Genomic DNA, 10787 nt, shown 5'->3' on the forward strand with positions numbered 1-10787 from the left:
CCGGCTGTCTGACGCTACGGCGTGGCCAGCGGCACGCTGACGGTGAAGCAGCTGCCGCGTCCCGGCCGCGAACGCAGCTGCACCGGATAGCCCAGCGTGTCGGCGGTGCGCCGCACGATCCACAAACCCAAACCCAGCCCCTCGTTGCGCGCGTCGGCCTGCTGGAACGCGCCGAACATCTGTTCGGCCTGCGCCTCGTCCATGCCGATACCGGTATCGGCCACGGTGATCACGGCGTGGCTGCCCTGTCGCCGCGCGCCGACCAGCACCGAGCCGCGCGGCGTGTACTTCACCGCGTTGCCGACCAGGTTGCCGACCAGCGCCGCCAGCAGCGCGCGGTGGCTGTGCACGATCAGCGAGGTGGGCACGGCGCGCAGGTGCAGCCCCTTGAGCTCGGCCTGGCGACGCCAGCGCAGCAGCACCGGATGCAGCACTTCTTCCAGCGGCAGGTCGACCAGGGTGGGCAGCGTGGTGGTCTCGTCGTTACCCGACAGCGCGGCCAGATCGTCGAATTCATTGCCCACCTCGATCAGCGCGTCCTGCGCGATCTGCACCAGTTGTGCCGGGTCGGCGGCATCGCCGCGGCGCAGTTTCTCCAGCGCGTAGACGGCGGTGCGCAGCGGCGTGCGCAGGTCGTGGCCGGCGATCGCCATGATGCGCCCGCGGTAGTCGCCCGAAGCGCGCGCCAGCGTGAGCGTGCGGCGCAGCTCGAGCTGGCTCACCACCTGGCGGGCCAGTGCGCGCAGGCTGTCGAGCTGGTCCTCGCGCAGCTGGCGCGGGCGGTGATCGAGCACGCACAGCGCGCCGAGCGCCACGCCATCGGGCGAGCGCAGCGTGGCGCCGGCGTAGAAGCACAGCGGCGGATCCCCGGTGACCAGCGGGTTGTCGGTGAAGCGCGGGTCCAACCGGGTATCCGGCACCACCAGCACGTCCTCCTGCAGGATCGCGTGCGCGCAGAACGAGCGGCTGATCGGCGTCTCGTTGACGCCCAGGCCGCGCTCGCTCATGAACCACTGGCGGTCGTGGTCGACTAGGCTGACCAGCGCCACCGGCGTCTGGCACAGGCTGGCGGCGATCAGGGTGATGTCGTCGAAGCTGGCATCGGGTGCGGCGTCGAGCACGCCGTAGCTGTGCAGCATCTCGATCCGGCGGGTGTCGACGGGCGGCGCGCTGACCGGAGCGGCGGGGGAGGGCGTCCTTGGCATGGCCGTTCACGCTAGGGGCGGCGATGCGTGCGCGGCGTGACCTCGCCGCCGGCGCATCTTGACGACGCGTTTACAGATCGACGTGCCGCGCTGGGGCGGCCGGGAGGCTTGGGTTATTCTTGCCGCTTCGCCGCGACTCCCTGCGGCAGGCGTCATTCCGGTCCCCATGAGCGAACTTTCCCAGCCCGCCCCGCGTCCCGCGCAAGCCGAGCCGCGCCGCCCCAGCGTGGGCGTGCAGATCGGCAAGGTCACCGTCGGTGGCGGCGCGCCGATCGTCGTGCAGTCGATGACCAACACCGACACCGAGGATGCGGCCAGCACCGCCAGGCAGATCGCCGAACTGGCCCGCGCCGGCTCGGAGCTGGTGCGCATCACGGTCAACACGCCGGCGGCCGCTGCCGCGGTGCCCCGCATCGTCGAGCGGCTGCAGATGATGGGCGTGGAGGTGCCGATCATCGGCGACTTCCACTACAACGGCCACCAGCTGCTGGAGGCCGAGCCGGCCTGCGCGGAGGCGCTGGCCAAGTACCGCATCAACCCCGGCAACGTGGGCTTCGGCAAGAAGAAGGACGCCCAGTTCGGCGCGATCATCGAGAAGGCGATCGAGTACGGCAAGCCGGTGCGCATCGGAGCCAACTGGGGTTCGCTGGATCAGTCCATGGTCGCCATGCTGATGGACGAGAACGCGCAGCGCGCGCAGCCCTGGGACGCCGCCCACGTGGCGCGCGAGGCGCTGATCCGCTCGGCGCTGGATTCGGCCGCGCTGGCCGAGCGAATCGGCCTGCCGCGCGAGCGCATCATTCTGTCGGCCAAGGTGTCCGGCGTGCAGGAGCTGATCGCGGTGTATCGCGATCTCGCGCGCCGAGGCAACTACGCATTGCACCTGGGGCTCACCGAGGCCGGCATGGGCTCGAAGGGCATCACCGCCTCGGCTGCTGCGCTCGCGGTGCTGTTGCAGGAAGGCATCGGCGACACCATCCGCATTTCGCTCACGCCCGAACCGGGCGGCGCGCGCACCGGCGAGGTGATCGTCGCGCAGGAGCTGCTGCAGACCATGGGCCTGCGCGCGTTCACGCCGCTGGTCACCGCCTGTCCGGGGTGCGGCCGCACCACCAGCGAGTTCTTCCAGGAGCTGGCGCAGACGGTGCAGGCGCACGTGCGCGAGCAGATGCCGCTGTGGCGGGTGAAGTACGACGGCGTGGAGAACCTCACCCTGGCCGTGATGGGCTGCGTGGTGAACGGGCCGGGCGAATCCAAGCACGCCAACATCGGCATCTCGCTGCCGGGCAACGGCGAGGCGCCGGCCGCACCGGTGTTCATCGACGGCGAGAAGGCCATGACCCTGCGCGGAGAAAACATCGCCAGCGAGTTCATCGGAATCCTCGATGAGTACGTTGAATCGCATTACGCCTCGCGCGCCAGCTGAGGCGATGGGCGTCGATCGCGAGACGGCGATCCTGCGCGTCTGGCACGACCACGCCGCGCCATGGACGCGGGCGGTGCGCGAGCAGGCGATCGCCAGCCGCCGGCTGGTGACGGATGCGGCGATCGTCGAAGCGGTGCTTGCGTGGCGCCCGAAACGGATTATCGACGTGGGCTGCGGCGAGGGCTGGCTGCTGCGTGCGCTGGCCCGTCACGGTATCGAGGGCCTCGGCGTTGACGCGGTGCCCGCGCTGGTCGAGTCGGCCCGCGCGGCCAGCGGTGGACGTTTCCTCACCATGGACTACGCGGCAATCGCCACCGGTGGGCTGCACGAGCAGGCCGACGTGGTGGTGTGCAACTTCTCGCTGCTCGGTGGGGCGTCGGTCGATGCCCTGCTCGGCGCAATCCCCGCGTTGCTTGCGCCGGGTGGCGGGCTGCTGATCCAGACCCTGCATCCGTGGAGTGCCTGCGGCGAAGGCGAATATCGCGACGGCTGGCGCGAGGGTTCGTGGGCCGGCTGCGGCGAGGGATTCGGCGAGGCGGCGCCGTGGTATTTCCGCACGCTGGCCGGCTGGATGCAGAGTTTCGCGGCGGCTGGGCTGACGCTGGAGTCGATGCGCGAACCGATCGATCCGCAGAGCGGCAAGCCCGCCTCGGTGATCTTCGTCCTGGTGCCGCGTTGATTCAGGCCAGCGTGGCGGCGTCCATCGGCGTCACGCGTGTCCAGTCGGAAGACTCCAGCGGCTGGTAGGCCAGAGTGCGCAGCGCGGCCAGGTAGTCCGCCCGCGGCATCTCCTCGGCACCCAGCGACAGCAGGTGCGGGTTGGTCACCTGGGCGTCGAGCAGCGGGCAGCCCCAGTCGCGCAGCAGGCGGGCCAGCGCCAGCAAGGCCACCTTGGAGCCGCCGCTTTCGCGGCTGAACATCGATTCGCCGCTGAACAGGCGTCCGGACATCACGCCGTAGATGCCGCCGACCATCGTCGCGTCCCGCCAGACCTCGACGCTGTGCGCATGACCGCGGGCGTGCAGCGTGGCGTAGGCGTCGATCATCTCCGGGCTGATCCAGGTGCCGGGCTGGCCGTCGCGCGGCGCGGCGCAGGCGTGCATCACGCCGACGAAATCGCGATCCACGGTGACCTGCCAGCCACAGCGCGCCAGCAGCCGGCGCAGCGAACGGTTCGGTTGGCATAGCTGCGCGGTGCGGAACACGCAGCGCGGATCGGGCGACCACCACAGGATCGGCTCGCCTTCGTTGAACCAGGGAAAGATGCCCTGCGCATAGGCCGCGCGCAGTCGCTCGGGCGAGAGGTCGCCGCCGAAGGCGAGCAGGCCGGAAGGCTCGTGCAGCGCCTCGGCGGGATCGGGAAAGCGCTCCGCCGGCCAGTGATCCAGCAGCGGCAAGCGGATCATGCGATCTCGCCCGGATCGCGGCCGTGGGCATACGGGCTGTGCGCCTGCAGCTCCTGCGCGTAGGCCCGCACCGAGGCCGTCTCGTGCAGCAGCGCGTCGCGCACGGCGCGGCGGAACTGGGGATGCGCCAGGTAGTGGCGCGAGTGCGTGTGCACCGGCAGGAAGCCGCGCGCCAGCTTGTGCTCGCCCTGCGCACCGGGCTCGAAGCGCTGCAGGCCGTGGCGGATCGCATGCGCGATACCCTGGTAGTAGCAAAGCTCGAAATGCAGCCCCGGCACCTCGACGCTGGCACCCCAGTAGCGGCCGTACAGCGTGTCGGTGCTCTGGATGAGCAGGGCCATCGCCACGATGGTGCCGCCGCCATCGCGCGCAAGCGCCAGCTGCACGGCATCGCCCAGCGTGTTGCCCAGCGCCAGGAAGAACGCCCGCGTCAGCGCCGCGTGGTTTCCCTTGGCGTCGAAGGTGTTTTCGTACAGCGCGTGCACGCGGCGCAATTCGTCGCGGCCGAGGCTGGCGCCGCCGCGCATCTCGATCTGCAAGCCGCTGCGCGCAACCTGCGCGCGCTCGTGCCGGATGTTCTTCCGCTTCTTGTGGCTGAGTGCAGCGAGGAAATCGTCAAAGTCCGCGTAGCCGCGGTTGTGCCAGTGGAACTGCACGTCGCTGCGCGCCAGCCAGGCGTCGTCGAAGGCGGGCAGCTCGTCGTCGAGCAGGAAATTGGCGTGCAGTGACGACAGACCGAGTCGGTCGACCTCGCCGCGCATCGCCGTGACCAGCGCCTGGCGCAGCATCGCGGCGTGGCGGCCGTTCCCGGCCAGCAGCCGCGGCCCGGTGACGGGCGAGTAGGGCACCGCATTGAGCAGCTTGGGGTAGTAGTCACCACCGGCGCGCTCCCACGCGCTGGCCCAGCTCCAGTCGAACACGAACTCGCCGTGCGAGTTGCCTTTCAGGTAGAGCGGCGCGGCGGCGACCAGAGTGTCGCCTTCGTACAGGCCCAGGTGATGGGCCTGCCAGCCCCACTCGTTGCGGATGCAGCCGGTGGTTTCCAGTGCGGCGAGGAAAGCGTGCGAGACGAACGGATTGTCGTCCGGCCGCAGGCTGTCCCACGCATGCGGCGCGATCTCGCCGATCGCGTCGTGGAAGCGTGGTTCGAGCACGGCCGGACTATTCCGCCGTGCTTACTTCTGCTGTTCCAGCCAGCGCTCGGCGTCCAGCGCGGCCATGCAGCCGAAGCCGGCCGAGGTGATCGCCTGGCGGTAGACATGGTCGGCCACGTCGCCGGCAGCGAACACGCCCGGCACCGAGGTCATCGTGGCCATGCCGTTCTGGCCGCTGTGGGTCTTGATGTAACCGTCGTGCATGTCCAGCTGGCCCTGGAAGATGCCGGTGTTCGGCGTATGGCCGATCGCCACGAAGAAGCCGGTGGCCTCGATGTCGCGGGTGGCCTCGCCGTCCACCGCCTTCACCCGCACGCCGGTGACGCCGGAGTCGTCGCCCAGCACCTCGTCGATCGCGTGGTTCCACACCAGTTCGATCTTGCCGGTCTCGGCCTTGGCGAACAGCTTGTCCTGCATGATCTTCTCCGCGCGCAGGGTGTCACGACGGTGCACCAGGTAGACCTTGCGGGCGATGTTGGACAGGTACAGCGCTTCCTCCACCGCGGTATTGCCGCCGCCGACCACCACCACGTCCTGCTCGCGGAAGAAGAAGCCGTCGCAGGTGGCGCAGGCGGACACGCCCTTGCCCTTGAACTTCTCTTCCGAGGCGATGCCCAGATACTTGGCGGTGGCACCGGTGGCGATGATCAGCGCATCGGCGGTGTACTCGCCGGAGTCGCCCTTGAGAGTGAAGGGCCGCTTGGACAGGTCCACCTGGTGGATGTGGTCGAAGATCATCTCGGTATGAAAACGCTCAGCGTGCTCGGCCATTCGCTGCATCAGCATCGGACCCTGCAGGCCTTCAACGTCGCCGGGCCAGTTGTCCACCTCGGTGGTGGTCATCAGCTGGCCGCCCTGCTGCAGGCCGGTGATCAGCGTCGGCTTGAGGTTGGCGCGGGCGGCGTACACGGCGGCGGTGTAGCCGGCGGGGCCGGAGCCGAGGATCAGCAGGCGGCTGTGCTTGGGCGTTGCGGACATGAGATAATCCTTGGGTTTGCTGAACAGCTTTGATCGCTTTCGGCCCGGTGGCCAGCGGCACGTTGACGCGACCGATTCGGAAGAGGGAGGGCGGTGCTCTTGAGTCCGCAAGGATGGGGAAGCACACGGCCCGATTCAAGCGTTCCGCGGCTTTGCTTTCCCAACCCAAGCCGGCACTGCTTTGGTGCCGTCGCGACGAACTCCACAGGACTGCTTCCCCATGCGTATCGGTATTCCTTCCGAAACCAAGACCCTCGAAGGTCGTGTTGCCCTGGTGCCTGCTGCCGCCGCCGATCTGGTGCGCCGTGGCCACGAGGTTTTCATCCAGGCGGGCGCCGGCGAGAAGAGCGGCTTCTCCGACGAGGCCTACACCCGTGAGGGCATCACCGTGGTGCCGGATGCTGCGGCGCTGTACGAGAAGGGCGAGCTGATCGTCAAGGTGAAGGAGCCGATCGCCGGTGACCTGGCCCTGCTGAAGAAGCACCACCTGCTGTTCTGCTACCTGCACCTGGCCGCCGAGCCGGCGTTGACCCAGAGCCTGCTCGACATCGGCCTGACCGGCGTGGCGTTCGAGTCGGTGGAGGAGAACGGTGGTCTGCCGCTGCTGTTGCCGATGTCGGTGATCGCCGGGCGCATCGCCACCCAGATCGGCACCACGCTGCTGCATCGCCCGCAGGGCGGCAAGGGCAAGCTGCTGGGCGGCATGGCCTCCACGCCGCGCGGCAAGGTGGTGGTGCTGGGCGCCGGTGCCGCCGGTGGCAACGCCGCCGCGCTGGCCGCCGCCGCCGGCGCCAACGTGGTGGTGTTCGACAAGCGCCAGGACCGCCTTGCCGAGATGATGGCGATGGGTCCCAACGTCACCGCGCTGTACGCCTACGAGTCGTCCGTGGCCGAGGAAGTGCGCAACGCCGACCTGGTCGTCGGTGCCGTGCTGATTCCCAGCGCCAAGGCGCCGCGCGTGGTCACCGAGGACATGGTCAAGACCATGGAGAAGGGCTCGGTGCTGGTCGACATCTCGATCGACCAGGGCGGCTGCTTCGAGACCTCGCGCCCGACCACCTGGAAGGAGCCGACCTACGACGTGCACGGCGTGACGCACTTCTGCGTCACCAACATGCCGGGCGCGGTGCCGCAGACCTCGTCGGTGGCGATCTCGGCGGCGATCCTGCCGTACGTGCAGCGTCTGGCGACCGGCAACGAGTGGCGCCAGTTCGCTCCGCTGGCGGCCGGCATCAACGTCGACGGCGGCAAACTGGTGCATCCGGCGCTGCTGGGCTGATCGACGGCACCTGTCGCGGGTCGCCTGCCGACCAGCGCATCGAGGCCGGGCCTTCGGGTCCGGCCTTTTTCATGGCCGACGCCCCGTGCCGCGCGCTTCTGAAGGTGGGGCCGCCTGTGTAGACTTGGGCGAATACCTATTCTGATGGAAGCCCGACCCGGTGGCGCGTAGCGCGAACGTCAAGAAAGCCAAGACCCCCACGCCCGCCCTCAGCGACGAACTGAAGCGGCGCCTGCGCGAAGCCGGCGCGCTGCTGTTGCTGCCGCTGGCGCTGTACCTGCTGGTCTGCCTGTTCAGCTACAACGAGCAGGACCCGAGCTGGGGCCACGTCGGCACGGTGGAGCACGCGCACAACTTCGGCGGGGCGATCGGCGCCAACATCGCCAACCTGCTGCGCTACATCTTCGGCCTGGTGGCCTATGCGTTCCCGCTGCTGCTGCTGGTGCTGGGCGTGCAGGTGTTGCGCCATCGCGGTGAGCGGGCGGTGCATCCGTGGGAGCCGTCGCTGCGGCTGATCGGCTTCGTGTTCTTCTTCATCACGCTGCCGGCGTTGTTCGCGCTCAACGCCAGCCGCCCCGATCCGGTGATGCCGCAGGGCGTGGGTGGCGTGGCGGGGCAGTGGCTGGGCAACTCCCTGCTCAACGCGCTGGGTTCCACCGGCGCACCGTTGCTGCTGCTGGCGCTGTTCCTGATCGCGGTGACGCTGGCGACAGGCCTGTCGTGGTTCCGTCTGATGGACTGGACCGGCGCCATGGTGATGCGCCTGGTCAACTGGATCGGCGGCAAGCTGCGCGAGGCGCCGGCAGCGATGGCCGCCCGCCAGGCGCGCGGCGAGCGCGAGGTCGTGAAGAAGGCCGAGGCGGTGAAGCAGGCCAAGCGTGAGCCGGTGCGCATTGAGGCGCCGCCCACCCCGGTGGTGAAGAGCGATCGCGCTCGGCAGGAAACCCAGATTCCGCTGTTCGTCGGCGCCGCCCAGCCGGGCGAGCTGCCGCCGCTGTCGCTGCTGGACGAGGCGCCGCCGCAAGGCCCGGGCTATTCGGAAGAAACGCTGGAAGTGCTCTCGCGCCAGGTCGAGCTCAAGCTCAAGGATTTCCGCATCGAGGCCAAGGTGGTCGGCGTGTATCCCGGCCCGGTGATCACCCGCTTCGAGCTGGAGCCGGCGGCCGGCGTGCGCGGCTCGCAGGTGTCCAGCCTGGACAAGGACATCGCGCGTGGCCTGTCGGTGGTGAGCGTGCGCGTGGTCGACGTGATCCCCGGCAAGAACGTGATCGGCCTGGAGATCCCCAACACGCGCAAGCAGATCGTCTACCTCTCGGAGATCCTGCGTTCGGACAAGTACGACCAGATGAAGTCGCCGCTGGCGCTGGCGCTGGGCAAGGACATCGGCGGCAAGCCGGTGGTCACGGATCTGGCCAAGATGCCGCATCTGCTGGTGGCCGGTACCACCGGATCGGGCAAGTCCGTGGCGGTCAACGCGATGGTGCTCTCGCTGCTGTACAAGGCGAGCCCGAAAGACGTGCGGATGATCATGATCGACCCGAAGATGCTGGAGCTCTCGGTGTACGAGGGCATCCCGCACCTGCTGGCGCCGGTGGTCACCGACATGAAGGAAGCGGCCAACGCGCTGCGCTGGTGCGTGGCCGAGATGGAACGCCGCTACAAGCTGATGTCTGCGGTGGGCGTGCGCAACCTGGGCGGCTTCAACAAGAAGGTGAAGGACGCCGAGTCCGCCGGCCAGCCGCTGCTCGACCCGCTGTTCCGGCCGAACCCCGAGATGCCCAACCTGGCGGCCGAGCCGCTGGAGCCGCTGCCGTACATCGTGATCATCATCGACGAGTTCGCCGACATGATGATGATCGTCGGCAAGAAGGTGGAGGAGTTGATCGCCCGCCTCGCGCAGAAAGCGCGCGCCGCCGGCGTGCACCTGGTGCTGGCCACGCAGCGCCCGTCGGTGGACGTGATCACCGGCCTGATCAAGGCCAACATCCCCACCCGCATCGCGTTCCAGGTGTCGAGCAAGATCGACTCGCGCACGATCCTCGATCAATCCGGCGCCGAAGCGCTGCTCGGCCACGGCGACATGTTGTACCTGCCGCCGGGCACCGCCACGCCCGAACGCGTGCATGGCGCCTTCGTCGACGACCACGAGGTGCATAACGTGGTGGCGTGGCTGCGCTCGCAGGGCGCGCCGCAGTACATCGAAGGCGTGCTGGAAGAGGTGCAGGCCACCAGCGACGGCAAGTTCATCAACGACGCCGGCCTCCCGCAGGATGGCGAGGAAGGGGGCGACGCCGATACCCAGCTGTACGACAAGGCGGTGGCCATCGTCACGCAGACCCGGCGCGCCTCGATCTCCGGCGTGCAGCGCCATCTGCGCATCGGCTACAACCGCGCCGCGCGGCTGATCGAGCAGATGGAGGCCGACGGCGTGGTGAGCGCACCCCAGCACAACGGCAATCGCGAGGTGCTGGCGCCGCCGCCACCGAAGGGGTGAGCCGTTGGGCCACCCCGTAGGAGCGCACCCTGTGCGCGAACGCTCTGATGCGGATTCCGGTGAAAGGCTGTCGCGCACAGGGTGCGCTCCTACGGGGAACGGGGCGTCAGGCGACCGGGCGCGTGTCGGCGGTTAAGCCTTCCGCCTTACAATGGGCGCTCCATCCTGTGCTCCCGGTCTTCGATGAAACCCATTCTTGCCTTCGCCGCCGCCTCGCTCTTCGCCCTGGCCGGCATGGCCCATGCCGCGACCGGCCCTGCACGCGCGCGTCTCGATGCCTTCGCGCACGACCTGCACTCGCTCACCGGCCACTTCACCCAGACCCTCACCGACGCCAATGGCAAGGCGGGCAAGGGCAGCGCCGGCACGCTCGCGTTGCAGGCGCCGCGCCAGTTCCGCTGGGAGACGCTGACGCCGTACCAGCAGACCATCGTCGCCGACGGCAGCCGTGTGTGGCTGTATGACCCGGAGCTGGAGCAGGTCACCGTGCGCAAGCAGAGTTCGGCCGAATCGCACAGCCCGCTCACCGTGCTCACCGACCTGAAGCAGATGGACAAGGATTTCGCCGTCACCGAGCAGGGCGAGCACGACGGCCTGGCCTGGCTGCGCCTCACCTCGAAGGACAAGGATCCGCAGTTCGACTACGCCGACCTCGGCTTCGACGCGAACGGTCTGGCCCGCATGGTGTTCCGCGACCAGCTCGGTTCGACCACGCAGATCCGCTTTTCCGGCTGGCAGCGCAACGCGCCCATCGCCCCGGATACCTTCAACTTCGTGCCGCCGGCCGGCGCCGACGTGATCGGCGACCTGCCGGTGATCACCACCCAGCCGCTGAAGGACTGACC

The 10787-nt window shown here is 69.0% G+C and carries 9 protein-coding genes; 5 read left to right on the forward strand and 4 right to left on the reverse strand.

Annotated elements, in window-relative coordinates; genetic code table 11:
• Nucleotides 1–14 precede the first annotated feature (14 nt).
• The gene (locus tag ISP17_RS12635; RefSeq protein WP_404633650.1) at nt 15–1205 is read right to left on the reverse strand and encodes a GAF domain-containing sensor histidine kinase; all 1191 of its coding nucleotides are present in this window, start codon (nt 1203–1205) and stop codon (nt 15–17) included.
• Between the two features lie 166 nt (nt 1206–1371).
• On the opposite strand from ISP17_RS12635, the gene ispG reads away from it, so the two are divergent.
• Complete coding sequence (gene ispG, locus ISP17_RS12640) at nt 1372–2631, forward strand: flavodoxin-dependent (E)-4-hydroxy-3-methylbut-2-enyl-diphosphate synthase (protein WP_404633652.1); 1260 nt, start codon at nt 1372–1374, stop codon at nt 2629–2631.
• On the forward strand, nt 2591–3310 hold the full coding sequence (locus ISP17_RS12645; RefSeq protein ID WP_404633654.1) for a class I SAM-dependent methyltransferase: 720 nt from the start codon (nt 2591–2593) through the stop codon (nt 3308–3310). The genes ispG and ISP17_RS12645 overlap by 41 nt, the downstream gene beginning before the upstream one ends.
• A 1-nt stretch (nt 3311) precedes the next feature.
• Here ISP17_RS12645 and aat read toward each other — a convergent pair whose 3' ends face one another.
• The 3 genes from aat to trxB are packed head-to-tail and all read right to left on the reverse strand — an operon-like array spanning nt 3312 to nt 6169.
• Nucleotides 3312–4037 (reverse strand): leucyl/phenylalanyl-tRNA--protein transferase, encoded by a 726-nt coding sequence (aat, locus tag ISP17_RS12650; RefSeq protein ID WP_404633656.1) that lies wholly within the window; start codon nt 4035–4037, stop codon nt 3312–3314.
• Entirely contained in the window at nt 4034–5191 is a 1158-nt protein-coding gene (locus ISP17_RS12655) for a GNAT family N-acetyltransferase (RefSeq protein ID WP_404633658.1), read from the reverse strand. The genes aat and ISP17_RS12655 overlap by 4 nt, the downstream gene beginning before the upstream one ends.
• 21 nt (nt 5192–5212) lie before the next feature.
• Nucleotides 5213–6169: a thioredoxin-disulfide reductase gene (trxB, locus tag ISP17_RS12660; protein ID WP_404633660.1), complete on the reverse strand. Its 957-nt coding sequence runs from the start codon at nt 6167–6169 to the stop codon at nt 5213–5215.
• Between the two features lie 220 nt (nt 6170–6389).
• Between trxB and ald the strand changes: the two genes are divergently transcribed.
• The 3 genes from ald (at nt 6390) to lolA (ending at nt 10785) form a co-directional block, all read left to right on the forward strand.
• On the forward strand, nt 6390–7448 hold the full coding sequence (gene ald / locus ISP17_RS12665; protein ID WP_404633662.1) for an alanine dehydrogenase: 1059 nt from the start codon (nt 6390–6392) through the stop codon (nt 7446–7448).
• A 160-nt stretch (nt 7449–7608) separates the two neighbouring features.
• On the forward strand, nt 7609–9942 hold the full coding sequence (locus tag ISP17_RS12670) for a DNA translocase FtsK (RefSeq protein WP_404633664.1): 2334 nt from the start codon (nt 7609–7611) through the stop codon (nt 9940–9942).
• A 183-nt stretch (nt 9943–10125) separates the two neighbouring features.
• A complete protein-coding gene (lolA, locus tag ISP17_RS12675) occupies nt 10126–10785 on the forward strand; it encodes an outer membrane lipoprotein chaperone LolA (RefSeq protein ID WP_404633666.1) in 660 nt (219 codons plus the stop codon).
• Nucleotides 10786–10787 lie beyond the last annotated feature (2 nt).

Source organism: Dyella ginsengisoli, from assembly GCF_044904665.1.
Lineage (GTDB): Bacteria > Pseudomonadota > Gammaproteobacteria > Xanthomonadales > Rhodanobacteraceae > Dyella_A > Dyella_A ginsengisoli.

Excerpts from the sequence above, each read along its gene's own strand:
- ald (WP_404633662.1), top strand. The coding sequence starts at position 6,390 with ATGCGTATCGGTATTCCTTCCGAAACCAAGACCCTCGAAGGTCGTGTT.
- lolA (WP_404633666.1), top strand. The coding sequence starts at position 10,126 with ATGAAACCCATTCTTGCCTTCGCCGCCGCCTCGCTCTTCGCCCTGGCC.
- trxB (WP_404633660.1), bottom strand. The coding sequence starts at position 6,169 with ATGTCCGCAACGCCCAAGCACAGCCGCCTGCTGATCCTCGGCTCCGGC.
- ISP17_RS12645 (WP_404633654.1), top strand. The coding sequence starts at position 2,591 with ATGAGTACGTTGAATCGCATTACGCCTCGCGCGCCAGCTGAGGCGATG.
- ispG (WP_404633652.1), top strand. The coding sequence starts at position 1,372 with ATGAGCGAACTTTCCCAGCCCGCCCCGCGTCCCGCGCAAGCCGAGCCG.
- ISP17_RS12635 (WP_404633650.1), bottom strand. The coding sequence starts at position 1,205 with ATGCCAAGGACGCCCTCCCCCGCCGCTCCGGTCAGCGCGCCGCCCGTC.
- aat (WP_404633656.1), bottom strand. The coding sequence starts at position 4,037 with ATGATCCGCTTGCCGCTGCTGGATCACTGGCCGGCGGAGCGCTTTCCC.